Origin of the sequence: Hymenobacter sp. ISL-91, assembly GCF_018613725.1 — a bacterium.
Taxonomy (GTDB): Bacteria; Bacteroidota; Bacteroidia; order Cytophagales; family Hymenobacteraceae; genus Hymenobacter.
The window spans coordinates 130,819-147,374 of sequence record NZ_JAGGPS010000007.1 but is presented as its reverse complement, the minus strand read 5'-3'; the positions used below and the strand labels follow the sequence as shown (position 1 = coordinate 147,374).

At 60.1% G+C, this 16,556-nt stretch carries 13 protein-coding genes; 7 read left to right on the top strand and 6 right to left on the bottom strand.

The genetic code is table 11. The features are described 5' to 3' along the window. The first annotated feature begins 9 nt into the window (after positions 1-9). Positions 10-957 carry a methionyl-tRNA formyltransferase gene (fmt, locus tag J7E24_RS03465; protein ID WP_215135157.1) on the top strand — a complete coding sequence of 316 codons (948 nt, stop codon included), beginning with the start codon at positions 10-12 and terminating at the stop codon, positions 955-957. A 115-nt stretch (positions 958-1,072) separates the two neighbouring features. Further along, positions 1,073-1,558, top strand: coding sequence for a dihydrofolate reductase (locus tag J7E24_RS03460; RefSeq protein ID WP_215135156.1), 486 nt, complete (start codon positions 1,073-1,075; stop codon positions 1,556-1,558). A 142-nt stretch (positions 1,559-1,700) separates the two neighbouring features. Here J7E24_RS03460 and J7E24_RS03455 read toward each other — a convergent pair whose 3' ends face one another. Both J7E24_RS03455 and J7E24_RS03450 read right to left on the bottom strand, forming a co-directional pair. Further along, positions 1,701-6,236, bottom strand: coding sequence for a C25 family cysteine peptidase (locus J7E24_RS03455; RefSeq protein WP_215135154.1), 4,536 nt, complete (start codon positions 6,234-6,236; stop codon positions 1,701-1,703). 160 nt (positions 6,237-6,396) lie between these two features. Further along, entirely contained in the window at positions 6,397-7,494 is a 1,098-nt protein-coding gene (locus J7E24_RS03450) for a PorV/PorQ family protein (protein WP_215135152.1), read from the bottom strand. A gap of 275 nt (positions 7,495-7,769) precedes the next feature. Here J7E24_RS03450 and J7E24_RS03445 point away from each other — a divergent pair, with 275 nt between their 5' ends. Both J7E24_RS03445 and J7E24_RS03440 read left to right on the top strand, forming a co-directional pair. After that, complete coding sequence (locus tag J7E24_RS03445) at positions 7,770-8,117, top strand: PadR family transcriptional regulator (protein WP_215135150.1); 348 nt, start codon at positions 7,770-7,772, stop codon at positions 8,115-8,117. A gap of 50 nt (positions 8,118-8,167) precedes the next feature. After that, positions 8,168-10,804, top strand: coding sequence for a PspC domain-containing protein (locus J7E24_RS03440; protein WP_215135148.1), 2,637 nt, complete (start codon positions 8,168-8,170; stop codon positions 10,802-10,804). Between the two features lie 462 nt (positions 10,805-11,266). On the opposite strand, the gene J7E24_RS03435 is transcribed toward J7E24_RS03440, so the two are convergent. The 4 genes from J7E24_RS03435 to mce form a co-directional block, all read right to left on the bottom strand. Continuing rightward, complete coding sequence (locus J7E24_RS03435; protein WP_215135146.1) at positions 11,267-12,685, bottom strand: CCA tRNA nucleotidyltransferase; 1,419 nt, start codon at positions 12,683-12,685, stop codon at positions 11,267-11,269. Positions 12,686-12,829: 144 nt separating this feature from the next. Continuing rightward, a complete protein-coding gene (locus J7E24_RS03430; protein ID WP_215135144.1) occupies positions 12,830-13,096 on the bottom strand; it encodes a hypothetical protein in 267 nt (88 codons plus the stop codon). Positions 13,097-13,191: 95 nt separating this feature from the next. Next, on the bottom strand, positions 13,192-13,773 hold the full coding sequence (locus tag J7E24_RS03425; protein WP_215135143.1) for an L-threonylcarbamoyladenylate synthase: 582 nt from the start codon (positions 13,771-13,773) through the stop codon (positions 13,192-13,194). A 47-nt stretch (positions 13,774-13,820) separates the two neighbouring features. Further along, entirely contained in the window at positions 13,821-14,246 is a 426-nt protein-coding gene (gene mce, locus J7E24_RS03420; RefSeq protein ID WP_215135141.1) for a methylmalonyl-CoA epimerase, read from the bottom strand. A 157-nt stretch (positions 14,247-14,403) separates the two neighbouring features. On the opposite strand from mce, the gene J7E24_RS03415 reads away from it, so the two are divergent. From J7E24_RS03415 to J7E24_RS03405, 3 genes are all read left to right on the top strand, one after another. After that, entirely contained in the window at positions 14,404-15,618 is a 1,215-nt protein-coding gene (locus tag J7E24_RS03415) for an IscS subfamily cysteine desulfurase (RefSeq protein WP_215135139.1), read from the top strand. A 111-nt stretch (positions 15,619-15,729) separates the two neighbouring features. Then, positions 15,730-16,146 carry a Fe-S cluster assembly scaffold IscU gene (gene iscU, locus J7E24_RS03410; protein WP_116940513.1) on the top strand — a complete coding sequence of 139 codons (417 nt, stop codon included), beginning with the start codon at positions 15,730-15,732 and terminating at the stop codon, positions 16,144-16,146. Positions 16,147-16,220: 74 nt separating this feature from the next. Continuing rightward, positions 16,221-16,547 (top strand): HesB/IscA family protein, encoded by a 327-nt coding sequence (locus tag J7E24_RS03405; RefSeq protein ID WP_215135137.1) that lies wholly within the window; start codon positions 16,221-16,223, stop codon positions 16,545-16,547. Positions 16,548-16,556 lie beyond the last annotated feature (9 nt).

The window sequence follows — 16,556 nt, the reverse complement described above, 5'->3', positions numbered from 1 at the left end:
CGAACTACCATGCTAAACATCATCTTCATGGGCACGCCCGAATTTGCGGTGCCCACGCTCGAAGCCCTGCTGGGCTGGGACGGCTGCCGGGTGGTGGCCGTGGTAACGGCGCCCGACAAGCCCGCCGGACGCGGACGACAGCTGCAGGGCTCGGCCGTGAAGGCGGCGGCCGAGGCCCACGGCCTGCCGGTGCTCCAGCCCACCAACCTCAAGGCCCCCGAATTTCAGGCCGAGCTGAAGGGCTACGGGGTCAATTTGCAGGTAGTGGTGGCTTTCCGGATGCTGCCCGAGGCCGTTTGGAACATGCCGCCGCTCGGCTCTATCAACGTGCACGCCTCGCTGCTGCCCCAATACCGGGGCGCGGCGCCCATCAACTGGGCCCTCATCCACGGCGATACGCAAACGGGCGTGACCAGCTTTTTCCTGCGCCATGAAATCGACACCGGTAACCTTATTTACCAGGATGCCGTGGACATTGCGCCGGAAGACGACTTCGGCTCGCTCTACGAAAAGCTGAAGGCGGCCGGGGCGAAACTGGCGCTCCGTTCGGTGCAGGCCATTGCTGCCGGCGAAGCGCCCAGCATTCCGCAGCCCGAGCTGCCGGAGCTCCGGCCCGCACCCAAGCTCACCAAAGAAACCGGCCGCCTCGACCCCATGCAACAGTCGGCGCCGGCGCTGGCCAACTTGGTGCGCGGCCTCGCTCCCATCCCCACCGCTTTTATCCAGCTGCCCGACGGCCGCACGCTCAAAGTATTCAAAGCCCAGCCATTCAGCGACGAGGAAGCCAGCGGCCCCGACATGGGCGGCGCCGGCCACTGGTACACCGACGGCCGCAACTACCTGCGCCTGCAAACAGCCGACGGTCTGCTCGACCTGCTTGATGTACAGCTGGAAGGCAAAAAGCGCATGTCCATCCAAGACTTTCTGCGCGGCTTCGATGTGAAGCTGCTTGGCTAAGTCGGCTGTTAGTTGCCAGAAGGGGCACGTCATGCTTCGACTCTGCTCAGCATGACGTTCTTTTATTTCCTTTTGACCGGCAACTCATTCGTTCATTTTTTCACCATTCTACTCTATGACCGCACTCGTTGTAGCCGTGGCTGATAACGGCGTTATCGGGGGCGAAAACCGCCTGCTCTGGCACCTGCCGCTCGATTTAAAGCATTTCAAGCAACTCACACTGGGCCACCCCATCATCATGGGCCGGCGCACCTACGACAGCATCGGCCGGGCTCTACCCAAGCGGCGTAATATCGTGGTTACCCGCCAGGCTGGTTGGCAGGCAGAGGGCTGCGAAACGGCCGCCTCGGTACTGCAGGCCCTGGAAATGGCCCGCACCACCGATGAAGACATCTTCGTTATCGGGGGCGGCGAAATCTACCAGCAGGCCCTGCCCGCCGCCGACACCGTGTACCTGACCGAAGTACACCATGCCTTTGAGGGCGACATAACCTTCCCCGAACTGCACCCCGGCGAGTGGCGCGAGGAAACCCGTGAGCGGCACGAGCCCGACGCCACCCACGACTATGCCTTCAGCTTCGTGACGCTGCGGCGGCGGTAAAAAGCAAACAGGACTTGACATAAAGAAAGCCGTCATCCTGAGCAAAGCGAAGGACCTTATCACGCAAGAACGAATCGGTGTTACGGTCGTTCTTGCGTGATAAGGTCCTTCGCTTTGCTCAGGATGACGGGTTTTTACCTGCTCACCGGAGCAACACCAGTTTGCCCCAATCTTTTTTGAAGGCTTTGTCGGCGGCGGTGGCGCGCTGCTTGAATTCGCCGGTGGGGTCATCGAGCACCACGCGGTAGAGGTAGGTGCCGTTGGCCAGCCGGTCGCCGTAGGTGTCGGTGCCGTCCCAGTACTGCTCGGTGATGTTGTTACCGATGCGCAAGGGGCCCATGTCTGCCATCATAATCTCCTTTACTACGCGGCCTGTCAGGCTCACGATCTGGATTTTCATGTTGCGCGGCGGCGCAGCTCCGGTTAACGTGAAAACGAAGCGGGTTTTGCTGGTTACCGGGTTCGGATACGGGAATACGTTGGTGATACCGGCACTGGAAACGACTTCGAACGTGATGCGGTAAGGCTCGGTACCGGCCGCATTGCCGCTACCGTCTTTGCCCTGTACCTCCAACGTATACATGCCATCGGTGAGGGGCTGGCTCTTGCCCGGCTCGAACACCATGCGGGCCAGGCCCTGGGCCGAATCGGCCTGGAAAGACGTGATGCTGGCTCCATTCAGGTCGATGGCCTGGCCGGCCCCACCGGGGCGGGTGAGCACCAGCAGGAAGTTTCCGCGGCTGGTAACCGGGCGCAGCTTATCCAAATCGCGCAGCTGAATGCTGATACTGGGCCGCGACGACACGATTTCGCCGTTGAGCAGGTGGCGGCCGTCGAAAGCCACATCGAGCACCGGCGGGGTGTCGTTGTTGGTTACCTCGAAGGGCACTATGGACAGTTCGTTGTTGAAGTAATCCTGCTCGGGCTGGCGTCGCGGGTTAAGCACTACCTGTCCCGACAGGGGCCCGTAGAGGCCGCGGGCATCGAGCGTAACGTTGTAGGTCTGCTGCGTATGGGCCCGCAGGGCCGGGCCGCTGAGCGGGTAGTACCGCTCGCGCGGAACACCAGCCGTGCCCGACCGCAACACGATGTAGCCCACGAGCGGCGCCTTGAAATCAAAATCTGATACGTTCTGGAAGGCTACCGGCACCGTAACCGCGCCCGTTTTCTGGGCCTGCTCCGTTAGTTGCGCGGCCGTAAGCGGCGTGGTGCTGGGGCGCACTACCCCTTCGGGTACGCCCTGGTAGGTTACCAGCCACTGCTCCAGCTGCGGAGTCGCGTCGCCGGGATTGTCGGTGCTGAAAGTAGCCTGCAGCTGCAGATACCGGTACTCTTTAGCCGATACCCCGCCCAGAGCCAACGCCCGGTTCGTGATATTGGGATTAAGGACCGTGGTAGCACCCAGGCTGTCGATACCCAACAGTTGAAGCGTATAGTCGGTACCTGGAGTGGTGCGGATAGTGTGGAAGAGCGTCTCCCACTGCTGGGCCGGACCGATACGGGTTGACGTTATGGTCGCCTGCTTTGTATTTTCGTTGAAGCTCCATTGCCCACCGGGCACGGCTACCTCTACCCCGCTCCGCTCGTCGCGGCGGAATTGGCCGGGGTGGCTCTGCGACCAGCCGCCCTGGGTGCGGCCCTTTAATACCCGGAACGAGCTGACGGCCCAGTCGGAGCTTTCGTCGCCCTGCGGCGCGTGCAGGCGCACGCGCCAGTACCACACTATGCTGTCGGGCTGGCCGGGCAATACAGGCAGTGCAGGCGCCCATTCGGGCACCATTATGGCCGTCAGCTTGGCCTGCCGCAGCGGGCGGGCAAAAGTCTGGGTAGTATCCAACTCAAAATCGTACTCGCGGCTGACGGTGGTGGGCACGTTGCTCTGGGCTACCAGCCGTACCTCGTTCGAGCCCACAATGGCAAACTCGGGCGGGCTGAGCGTAGTTACCCCACCCGTCAGGAAAGTATAGTTGAGCGTGGCTCGATTGTTCGTTTCATCGAGTTCGGGAATAGTGTTATCAGGGTCGATATCCACCTGAAACGTATTCTGGCCGGCCACACTGCCGGTGATGGGGTTGACCAGCGCCAGCGTGTAGGTGGTATCCTGACGGGGCTGGGGCACCACAAAATCGAAGGTGCTTGTGGTACTGCCCACAGTGCGCGTTACCCGAATCGGGAGTGGGCCGGTGGTGATTTTGCCGGGGTTGCTTACGCCCAGTTTCAACTGGAATGAGGCGCCCGGCGTAGCTGGTACCACGGCGGCGGCCAGTTGCAGGCGGCTGTCGGAAGTCTGGAAATCGGGGCGTTCGGGCGAGAACAACCGCAGGGCCGGGTCGCCCTGCCAGATGGTGCTCATCAGCGTTGGGATGGAATAAAGGTTGTTAGCGCCCGTCAGGAGTCTGGTTTGCAGACGGCGCAAGGCTTCGGCATGCACCTCAACTACAGGCTTACCATACCACTGCGGGTCATTGAACAGCAGCTTATACGTCAGTTCATCCACCAGATGAATATTGGGTGCCACATCGAGCCAGGAAGAAGCCAGAAAGCCGATGCACCCTTTATCAGCAGTCAGCAGCCAATCCTCACCCATAGAGCCGAAGGGCTGAAAGGCGTTGCCGGCCGAGCAGCCACTGATGAACATTACCGGGTAACGCCCCTTATTGGCGTAGCCGCTGGCTGGGGCCAGAATGTTGGTCGGAGTCAGGTCGATGTCGCGGACTCCGCCGTGGCCGAAGTAGCTGATAACCGACAGTCCGGCGTTTACCTGCGGCGCAATATCAACAGTTACCGTTTCGCTGCTCACCCGCCCAACGCGGTCATCAAAGCGCACGATACGGCCGCCAAAAAAGGGCTTCTGCATAATCTGCCCATACTGTTGCAGGTAGTCCCGGAATTCTTCCTGCTCGGATACCGTCTGTCCACCGGCCAGCAATAGCACATTGCGCCGCCAGGGTTCCAGTCCCAGCCCCTCGTGCTCCTGCAGCTTACGCAGGTAGCTCATAATCTGGTCGGGGTTCTGGGCCGAAACCCGGCCAGTAGCGATTTTGGGAATGTAGTCGTCCTTCTGCCAGTCGGCAGTGAAAAAGATGTCAGAGGCGCCCCGTGAGCTGGTAGGCACATAGTCGGAGCTGAAGCCGTAGCGGGTAGGCGACGTCTGCCGGTGGTATACATTGTTGGCTATCTTCTGCCCCGTTTCGTAGCCTTTGCCCAGCAACAGGAGGTAGCGGGCGCGAGCCCCGCCGGTAGCCTGCGCCCACTGCGCAAACTGCCGGATAGCCAGCGCCGATTTCTCGCCGTAGTGGAACTGGTCATAGAGCTGCTCGGTACTTACCACCAGCGTATCGTAGCCGCCGCCCGTTGCCGAAGCCCGGTAGCTGGCGTAGCTATGCGCCGCATTAGCGGTGGCTCCATCGGTGCTGGGCCGCATCAGTCCGCGGGCGCTTACTATTAAAAAGTTGGCCGTAGCCGGCAGCGCCCGGAAGCGCACTGGCTGGGCCGGTAGCGGCGGCACCAGCGCCCGGGCCAGATCGTGCAGCCGAAGCTCCCGGCTATTCCCTCCGGCCGTTGCAAATACCACCTGGCTGGCAGCGCCTGCCGGCTGGGGCAGCACGCGCGTCACGTTGTAGGGGTCTGTCACATCATAGCCCAGCACGGTAGCGGGCAGAGCCGCAACGGAGTAAGCGGCCGGCCCGGCCAGCGTCGAGTCAGAGCGGAAGGTTACGCCCGCCTGGCCTGCTACCCAGCGGGGAGCCTGCGGATACGTCAGGCGAGCGTAGCCAACAGTTACGAAGTTGTCCTTGGTGAAGCCTGGCACCTGGGGAGCCACCACCCTGATGCGCAGCTTGCCGTCAGCATCAACATCAGTGGGCTGCAGCGTGGCCCGGAACAGTTTTTTGTTGAAGCCCGCCAAGTCGAAGCGGCCGATTTCGCGGGGGTTCCCCCCCGATACCAACGACACGATGACGGTGCGGGTTATCTGCCGGAAGCCAGATACCAGTACCTCTACAACAGGTGCACCCGCAACGGTGCTTAGCGAGTCAAGTGTAAAGGTGTTGTAGGCGGCACCTACCTCTGTTGTGTTGCGGAAGCCAATCGGCCCCGACGTGAAGCCTTCACCGGCTTCCATCCAAGGCATATATATCTGCTTTTCCTCGCTGATATCGGCGTAATTCTCGGTGCGGAGCTGGGTGCGTTGGCCCAGCCAGTTGGGGTGGAGCGTAGCTGCCGCCACCTGGGATTGCGCCATCCGCTTGCCCAGTGCAGCGGGCGACACGGTCAGGAAATACGCGGCCGTGTCGGTAAACAAGCTATAAAGCGGGTTGAGCTGGTCGGCGGAGTTTTTATGCATCCCCCGGTCGAGCTGGCCGTCGTTGCGCTGGCCAAAAAACTCGACGAACGAGCTGGCATCCAGGGCGGTGGCGTTGCCGCCAACATGCACGGCTACCTCCTTGCCCCGCCGCCACAGCTGCAGCCGCCGCGGGTCGGCAGTGGTAATGCCGGCGCGCTGCAGGTAAGCGTAGTCGAGCCGGTAGATACCGTCCTTCGCGACCTTAATTTTATAGTACGGCTGACCGGGTACCAGCCACTCGTTGCCGTAGGGGCCCGACTGAGCTGAGGCGGCGGTGCCCAGCAGGCTCAGCAGTAGTACCAGCCACGCGGTTTTCAGGTAGTGGTGTTTCATATTTTTTAAGCTGTATGCTTTTAGCTGATAGCGGTTAGTCTTCGTTCCAAAAAATGGGCCAGGAACATCGAGCTGACCGGCTCATAACCGTACTGTTCCAACTGAAAACCATTATCCGTCAGCACGAAAAGCTAACCGCTAATAGCTCTCAGCTATCAGCTCACTTTATTCCGTAGCCCAACGACACAATAATGGAAGTGGGCTGTGAGCGTTGGCCCAGCTTTTCCACGGCCAGCCGGGTTAAAGCCATATCGAGGCGCAGGCCGCTCAGGGCTACGCCCAGGCCTAGGCTGGGTTGCACTTTCCAGGTCTCGGAACCCGTGAAGGACTGCACCTGCTGGGCGTTGCCCACGCCACCGCGCAGGTACACCAGGTTTTTGTAGCCCAACTCCAGGCCGGCGCGCGGGTCGAGGTTTATGGCCTTGCTCGATACCAGCGTGTTGCGCTGGCCATCGGTACTCAACTCCATGTCGAGGGCAGCCAAGGCGGTAAACTCGCCGGGCAACTCGAAGCGCCGGCTGCCGCCGAACACGAACAGCGGCAGCGTGATTTCGGTGCTGTTTTCCGGAATCTGGTCAAGGGCGTTGGCTGGGCCCTCGAACTGGTCGCGGTGAATGGTCCAGGCGTTGTAGGTGGTGGTGATGTCGCGGGCCATCAGGCCCAGCTGCCAGCCGTTGCGCCGATACTGCACGCCGGCATCAATGCCAAAGCCAATGGCATCGGCAAACGAGCCAATGTTGCGGTAGATGACCTTGGCGTTGGCGCCCACTTGCAGGCCCTCAATAGAGCTTATCTGGCGGGCGTAGGAGAGCAGCAGTGCGTAATCGGCCACCGAGAAGTAGCGGATGTTATTGTAGTCGATGTAGCCGTACTCGTTCACCAGGTTGCGGGTGTCGGCAATGTCATCAACGCCCAGCCGGATCAGGCTCACGCCCAGGGCGCTTTTGTCGTCGAGCTTCATGCCGAAGCCGGCATAGTCGTTCTTCACGATGCCCGAAAACAGCTCGGAGTGCATCAGCACCCCGTCGTACTTGGTTTTCTGGCTCACCAGGCCGGCCGGATTCCAGTAGCCGGCGGTGGCATCGTCGGCCAAGCTGACCTGTACTTTACCCATGCCCAGCGCCCGGCCACCCACGCCCACGTTCAGAAATTCGTTGCTGTATTTGGGCGTTTTGGTTTGGGCCAGCGCCGGCGACAGTACTGCCACGGTTAGGCCGGCCCCCAGCAACAGGGCTTTGTGAAAGGAAAAGTGGAGCATAGAAAAGTAGGCCAGATTCGAGTCCGATAAAGGAAGAAAAACACTGTTCGGCAGCAACGCAAGATACTTAGTAATAGTGCGTCGCGGATTGCCTTGCCTGCTAAAAAGCTAAAAAGCAGGCCCAAAGATACGCTCCTGCCACTTAGCCCTACAATTGAAAATGCGCTGGAAGCCCTAAAATCAGGCAACAAAAAATATATTTCAACAGTACCTTGTGTTACATAGTACCTTTTGCTACCTTTGACTCATTCTTCACCCCCAATCTGTCTTCACTTATGAAAGTCGAGAACACCCAAGTGCAGATGCGGAAGGGCATTCTGGAGTTCTGCATCCTTGAAATCATTGCCCGCGGCGAAGTATATGCCTCCGATATGCTCGAGGAGCTGACGGCGGCCCGCATGCTGGTAGTAGAAGGAACGCTCTACCCACTGCTCACGCGCCTCAAAAACGCAGGCTTGCTGGACTACACCTGGAAAGAATCCATGAGTGGCCCGCCTCGCAAGTATTACACGCTCACCGAGGTCGGGCAGGACTTTCTGCACCAACTGCGCCTGACCTGGGAAGAAGTCCAGGAGTCGGTGCGCATCATCCGCCAGCATCCCGGCTCCGCGCCCGCGCTCTAAGCGCCGCTTCCCTTCCCTACTCCTATTGTTGACTTGTTGCAGCAACTACGATGAAAAAGAACATCAGCATCAACCTCCAGGGCATGATCTTCCACATTGAGGAAGACGGATACGAAGTGCTCAGCCGCTACCTCACCGAGGTAAAGGCCCACTTCAGCGGCTACCGTGGGCACGAGGAAATCGTGGCCGATATTGAGAGCCGTATTGCCGAGCTTTTCGCCGCCCGCATCACGCCACTCAAGCAGGTAATTACCCTGGAAGACGTGGAAAGCATGACCGCCAAGATGGGCCGCGTGAGCGACTTCCAGCCCGCCGACGAGGCCGATGAAGACGAGCAGCTGTTGGCTTCGGCCGTGGCCAACGGCTCGGCTGAGGGCACCTACACCGGCAACACCGGCGGCAGCAGCACTACCGATGTGCCCCCCACCACCGATGAAACCGAAACGGGCACCAAGCGCCTGTACCGCGACATGGCCAACCGCAAAGTAGCGGGTGTGGCCGCTGGTATTGCCCGCTACTTCGCCGTCAATCCACTCTGGATCCGGCTGGGTTTTCTGGTCCTGGCGCTTATCAAGCCCATTTCCCGGGGCGTGTTCGACTTCGACGATGAGTCGTTCCGCTTCGAGGGGTTCAGCCTGGGTGGTTTCGCGGTGCTGGCCTACATCGTACTCTGGATTGCCCTGCCAAAGCACTACGGTGCCACGCCGGCCGACGAGGACCCGACCTTCAAAAAGCTCTACCGCGACACCGACAACGGCAAAGTGGGCGGCGTATCGGCCGGTCTGGCCGCTTATTTCCGGGTCGATGTGGTGCTGATCCGGATTCTGTTCCTGGTGGGTTTGATTGCCGGAGGCTTCGCTTTCCCGCTCTACATTGCCCTCTGGATTCTACTGCCCGAAGCCAAAACGGCCTCCGACCGGCTCCGCATGCGCGGCTCGGCCGTTACGCTCTCGGCCCTCGACAGCAACCTGCGCGATAATCCGTATGCGGCTGGCTCTGACACCGGCACGCCTAATAACCGGCCCGTAGGCACGTTTCTGGAAGACTCGTTCAGCAACATCCGGCCGGTGCTCAACGGTATTGGCGGCATCATCCGGGCCATCGTAGGGGGCCTGCTCATCCTGACCGGTTTCAGCCTGCTGCTGCCCATTATTCTGGGCCTGGGAGTTGGCCTGGGCATGACGACGGCACCCGATTGGGTGGATGTGGGCCCGCTGCAGCCCTTCCTGCTCTTCAACGATATTTCCGTCTGGGCCGTGCTGTCGTTCTTTCTGCTGGTCGGCATTCCGGCGCTGGCACTGCTGCTTACCGGCATAAGCATGCTGCTGCGCCGGCCGGTACTGTCGAGGGCGGCCAACCTCACGCTGCTGGGTTTGTGGCTGCTGGGCATCGTGGGCAGCTCGATGGCGGGCGTACGGGCCAGCCGTGAGTTTCAGCGCGAGTCGGAGGTTACGCAAACGGTGGCCCTCAACGGCCTGACCAGCGCCCGACTAGTACTGGAGCGCCGCCAGCTCGATAACGACCAGTGGGTAGGCCTGGACATGATTGGTATTGACAGCGCCCAGGCACCCCGATTTGAGCGCATCATCTCCGCCAAAGGCTCGTCCGATTCGCTGGCCCGCCGCACGGCGGCCACATCCACTACCCACAACCTGCGCGTCCTCAACGACTCGACCCTGAGCGTAGACGACCACTTCACGTACCAGCCCAATGCCCGCCTACGCGACCAGCAGATGCACCTGCGCCTGCTCATGCCCCGCGGCCGGACCTTCCGCATGACGGAGAACTTTGCCAACTGGCTTGCTCCGGAAGACTATGTGACCGGCCGCCAACCCTACAAGCCGGAGAACTTTGTGTACCGCATGCAGGGCAGCCGACTGGAATGCCTGAACTGCACCGACGCCGACCTGCGTGGCACCAACGAGGACACTGCCGACGACGAAACCAGCGCCGATTACGACGAAGGTCGCGCCGATGCCAACATCAACCTCGACTTTGGCGGCGTAGACCGCTTCGACACCTCCGAAAGCGGCTACGGCAGCGGCCGGCGCAGCTACACCGAGTCGGACTTCGACCATGTATCGGTGGCGGGACCCTACCGGCTGGTAGTGCGCCCCGGCAGCAGCTACTCCGTCAAAGCCGCCGGCTCCGACGAGGCCCTGCGCCAGCTGCTGGTAGAGCGCAACGGCAGCGAGTTGGTTATCAAGCCCCGCAACCGCAGCGTGTTCCGGATGGGCGATTTTTCTTCGGAAGCCAGCCGCGTACTGATAACCGTGGAGCTTCCTGAGTTGAACGAGTTGGAGCTGGTGGGTGGGGCCCGCGCCCAGGTAAGCGGCTTTGGCACCGGCGACCTGCAAGTGGAGCAGGCCGGCGGCAGCCAGCTGAGCCTGGACGGCCAATTTGGCCAACTGAGCCTGGACCTGGCCGGCGCCTGCCGGGCAGCACTGCGCGGCTCGGCCACCGAGCTGATGATTGACGGAGCCGGTGCCTGCGAGGTAACCGCCCCCAACTTCACGGCCCGCAATGCCAACATTGATGTGGTGGGCGCCAGCAAAGTACGCCTGAATGTAACCGGCGAGCTGCAGGCCGAGGCCACCGGAGCCAGCGTAATCGAGTACACCGGCTCGCCTACCAATGTGCGCCGTAGCGCCGTGGGGGCCTCCAGCATCCGGGCCGTGCGCGACTAAACAGCCCGGCACGCGGCTCCGCACAGTAGGGGCAGGCTCCACAGTCGGCTTGCCCCTATCATTCTTCTGCTGCTGTAACCCACTGGCTTCTTAGCCGTTCTACTAGGCATAAAGGCATTCCCCGGCAGCTAGCTGTTGGCCCGGTTTTTATTCCGCTACAGCGTAGTGCCCCAGGGTACCTTGAGTAAGGGTCCGTATGTGAGTGAAAAAAATGCGACCCGGAGAGCCCCAGCCTGTTTCCCTGCTGCAACAGGAGGGTTGGGGCTTTCTTTTTCCGCCTGCCGCTTACTCGGCAAACGCAAAAGCGGCCGGCCCCACTCTGGGGCCGGCCGCTTTTTGGTTGATGCTTGATTGCCGCAGAGTCGCCGACTCATAAAAACCCGCGCTGGTGGCTGGTGTTGGCAGGGTCGCCGCCCGGGTTGAGGTCAGCTCGATGCAGCAACTGTTCGGTATCGAAACAACTTACCCCGCTACCGGCACCAAACCTTGCCGATGGCCCAACTCCAGCAGCAGCGCAAAGGCTTCGTCGTACTCGTTGCGCACCCGGCCCTCCAGAATGGCTTCCAGCAGGGCCTCCTTCAGTTCGCCCACGGCGCGGCTGGGCTTCAGGCCGAAGGTTTCCATGATAATTTCGCCCGTAATGACGGGCTTGAAGTTGCGCAGGCTGTCCTTCTCCTCCACTTCTTTCAGCTTCTGCTCCACCACATCGAAGTTGCGCAGGTAGCGGGCCACGCGGTTGTGGTCTTTGCTCGTAATATCGGCGCGGCACAGCAGCATCAGCCGGTCAATGTCGTCGCCGGCCTCGAACAGCAGGCGGCGCACGGCCGAGTCGGTTACCACTTCTTTTACCAGCGCAATGGGCCGCAGGTGCAGCTTCACCAGCTTCTGCACCTGGCGCATCTCCTCGCCCAGCGGCAGCTTAAAATCAGTGAAAATACCCGGCACCCAACGCGCACCCTTGTCTTCGTGGCCATGGAACGTCCAGCCCACACGCTTGTCGTAGCGCTTGGTAGCGGGCTTGGCAATGTCGTGGAGTACGGCGGCCCAGCGCAGCCACAGGCCGCCGCCGGCCGCGGCCACGTTGTCGAGCACCTGCAGCGTGTGGTAGAAGTTGTCTTTGTGGGCGTGCTGGCCCACTTTCTCTACCCCGTGCAGGCCGGCCATCTTCGGGAAGATGAGGGCCAACAGCCCGCTGCTGAATAGCAACTTGAAGCCGTAGCTGGGCTTGGGCACCAGCAGCATTTTGTTGATTTCGGTTGTAATCCGTTCCTGCGACACAATCTTAATCCGCTCCTTGTTGCGGGCTAGCGCATCAAACGTATCGGGCTCGATATCGAAGTTGAGCTGGGCGGCGAAGCGCACGGCGCGCAGCATCCGCAACGGGTCGTCCGAAAACGTAATATCGGGGTCGAGCGGCGTGCGGATGAGCTTGCGGGCCAAGTCGCCTATACCGTCATAGCGGTCTACCAGCGCCCCAAAGTCGGCCTCGTTCAAGCTCAGTCCCAGGGCATTGATGGTGAAGTCGCGACGGGCTAGGTCTTCTTCGAGCGTGCCGGCCTCCACCTCGGGCTTGCGACTCTCGGCCCGGTAGCTTTCGCGGCGGGCACCCACAAACTCCACTTCGATATCGGGTGTGGGCAGCATGGCGGTGCCGAAGTTCTTGAACACCGTCACGCGCGGACGGCCGGGCAGGCGGCGGCTTACCTCTTGGGCCAGCGCAATACCGTCGCCCACGCACACCACGTCTACGTCTTTGCTGGGTCGGTTCAAAGCCAGGTCGCGCACAAAGCCACCAATCACGTAGGCCGACGCCCCCTGGGCAGCGGCGGCGGCGGCAATGGTCTGGAACAAGGGCAGGTCGGGGAGTTGCGGCGTTTGCATGGCGCAAAGGTAACAAGCCCCCCAGTATGGGCTGAATCCGGGACCGGACCAGTTGACGTCATCATGAGCGACCCACACAAAAAAAGCGCCTCTGGAAAATCCAGGAGGCGCTTTTATTTGTGCGAGCCGTTGCCGGCTGTATGCTTACTGAGCTGGAACTTCTTCCACCAGTTTGTCGGCGGGTACGTCCTTTACTACAGCGGTGTCGCCAGTCTCAGGAGCCATTTCAGCGGCAGCCTGGTCGGCTGTGTTCTCGATGGCGTTACCGGCAGCATCGGTGGTGTTGGCAGCATCGGTAGCAGCGCTTTCGGCAGTAGCCTCAGCGTTTTCCTGGGTCTTCTCCGAGCACGAAGCAAGGGCGAAAGGAGCGAAAGCGGCCAATACGAGCAGGTTTTTGAACGAGAATTTCATGGTCAGTTTATAGAAGTGTGGTAAGATGATTTGGGGCTTCATACCAACTACCTGCAAAACGTAACCCCCTGTCGAGCTTACTTTTTTAAAAAAATTTATTCCCGTATCGTTTCCAGTGTGCCATCGGGCAGCACCCGCACCACCCGCGACGGTGCAGCGCGGGTGGTGTCATCCTGCCGCCAGTTCACTACATAATCTGCTTTGCGCACAAGCTCAGGATCCACCTCGCCGAACGTAGCCGGGGTGGGCTGCCCGCTGGTATTAGCCGAGGTGGATACCAGCCCGTGCCCCAGCCGCCGCAACACCAGCCGGCAGAACTCGTCGGTGAGTGCCACGCGCAGACCAATGGTACCGTCGGGGGCCAGCAGGTTGGGGGCCAGGTGGCGGCTGCCGGGCACGATGTAGGTGGTGGGCCGAGTTTGGGTGGCCAGCAGCTCGGGCAGGTTGGTGGGCACCACAGAGGCGTAGCGGGCAAACATAGTTTCATCGGCCACCAGTACAATGCAGCCCTTCTCGGCCGGCCGGTTTTTAAGCTTGTACAGCTGCTCTACGGCTCGCGACAGTTCCGCATCACAGCCCAGCCCCCACACGGTATCGGTGGGGTACAGTATCACCTGTTGCATCAGCAGCGCATCTACGGCCGCATCGGCCTCGGAACGCAGGAATTTTGGGGACATAAGTCGGAAGAATAATATGTGAGGAAGGCGAAGAGGCCAGATAGGAGCTACTCTGTTGCGCTCTGGGCATCTCCTACCGACTGGCACAGCTCGACCAGCACGCCGGCAGCCGATTTGGGGTGCACAAAGCACACGAGCTTATTGTCGGCCCCGCGCTTGGGCTCTTCATTGAGTAGCGTAAAGCCCGCTGCCCGCAGGCGTTCCATTTCGGCGCGAATATCAGTTACCTCGAAAGCAACGTGGTGAATACCCTCGGGTTTCTTCGCCAGAAACTTGGTGATGGCGCTATCGGGCGATGTGCCGGCCAGCAGTTCTATTTTGGAGCCGCCAACCTGAAAAAAAACCGTGTCTACGGCTTCGGAAGCCACATGTTCGCGCTTGTAGGGGGGCTGGCCAAGTAGGGTGGTATACAGGGCCGTAGCCGCTTCGAGGTCGTTAACGGCCAGGCCGAGGTGCTCTAGGTTGGTAAACATGCAGAAGGAATGGCAGGGGGCCGCTACCGGATAGCGCGGCTTCTTTGGTTTTGTTCTACTTTTGTAGCTACGAATGTAGGGCGAAACTAAACCTGTTTGCCGGGTTTTGTGTTCTACCTACGAATGATTCTCCGCTGACAAACCAGAACTCCGGGCTATGCTCAAATTACCCATTTACCTCGATAACAACGCCACCACGCCCCTCGACCCGCGGGTTCTGGAAGCCATGATGCCGTACCTGACCGAGGTATTCGGCAACGCGGCTTCGCGTAACCACCCGTTTGGCTGGGCTGCCGAAGAAGCTGTTGACTACGCCCGCGACCAGATTGCCGGCCTCATCAACTGCGACCCAAAGGAAATTATCTTCACGTCGGGTGCTACTGAGTCGGACAACCTGGCCATCAAGGGCATCTACGAGATGTATGCCCAGAAGGGCAACCACATCATCACCGCCACCACCGAGCACAAGGCCGTACTGGACACCTGCAAGCACATCGAGAAAATCGGTGGCAAGGTTACCTATCTGCCCGTGAATTCGGAGGGCCTGATTGACCTGGCTGAGCTGGAAGCTGCCATGACGCCCCAGACCATTTTAGTGAGCATTATGTTCGGCAACAACGAGACGGGCACTATTCAGCCCATCCGCGAAATTGCCGCCATTGCCCACAAGCACGGTGCGCTGTTCATGACCGATGGCACCCAGGCCGTAGGCAAGATTCCGGTTGACGTGCAGGCCGATGGCATCGACCTGATGGCTTTCACGGCCCACAAGATGTACGGCCCTAAGGGCGTGGGTGCCATGTACGTGCGCCGCAAGAACCCACGCGTGAAGGTTACTGCCCAGATGGACGGTGGCGGCCACGAGCGGGGCATGCGTTCGGGGACGCTCAACGTGCCCGGCATTGTGGGCCTGGGCAAGGCCTGCGAACTGGCCAAGCAGGAAATGGCCGCCGATGCTGCCCGCCTCAGTGCCATGCGCGACCGGCTCGAAAAGGAACTGCTGACGCTGGAGGAGAGCTATGTGAACGGCTCGGTGGAACGCCGCCTGCCGCACGTGGCCAACATCTCCTTCAAGTATGTAGAAGGTGAAGGCCTGATGATGGGCGTAAAGGATCTGGCAGTATCGTCGGGTTCGGCCTGTACTTCGGCCTCACTGGAGCCATCGTACGTACTCAAAGCCTTGGGCCTGAGCGACGACCTGGCCCATAGCTCGTTGCGCTTCGGTCTGAGCCGGTTTACTACCGATGAGCAAATCGATTACGCCATCAACCACGTAAAAGAAGCCGTTACGAAGCTGCGTGAAATGTCGCCCCTATGGGAGATGTTCCAGGACGGCATCGACCTCGACAAAATTGAGTGGGCCGAGCACTAGCGCGTTAATTATGGATTAGGAATTTTGAATTTCGAATTGGCCGCCTGAGCCATTCGCACAATTCAGAGCTTAATTCATAATCTAAAATTCAAAATTCTTAATTGAAAAAACATGGCTTATTCCGATAAAGTAATCGACCACTACAGCAACCCCCGCAACGTGGGTACGCTGGATAAAAACAAGAAAAGCGTAGGCACGGGCCTTGTAGGCGCGCCTGAGTGCGGCGACGTAATGCGCCTGCAGATTGAGGTGGACGAGGCAACCAACACCATCACCGACGCCAAGTTCAAAACGTTTGGTTGCGGTTCGGCCATTGCTTCTTCTTCACTCGCAACGGAGTGGCTGAAAGGCAAGACCGTAGACGAGGCACTGGCTATCGACAACATGGAGATTGTGGAAGAGCTGGCTTTGCCGCCCGTTAAAATCCACTGCTCGGTGCTGGCCGAAGATGCCATTAAGTCGGCCATCAACGACTACCGTGTGAAAAACGGTATGCCCGAGCTGGAAATGGCCAAGTCGCACCACTAGCCGTTACAAGCTGATAGCCATTAGCTTCTAGCTGTTAACCTTTTTCAGACCATCAGCTTAAAAGACTTACTGCTATGATTACTGTTTCGGATAAAGCAAAGGAAAAAGTAGAGCGGCTTATGCACGATGCGGAGCTGGACGCTACCTACCGCCTGCGGGCCTCGGTAGCGGGCGGCGGCTGCTCGGGCCTGAGCTACAAGCTCGACTTCGACAACGAAATGAAGCCCATGGATCAGGAGTTCGAGGACAAGGGGGTAAAGGTGGTAGTGGATATGAAAAGCTTCCTCTATCTGGCCGGCACCGAACTCGACTTCTCCGACGGCCTCAACGGCAAAGGCTTCTACTTCGACAACCCCAACGCATCCCGCACCTGCGGTTGCGGCGAGAGTTTCTCGGTATAGGGGTTCTAC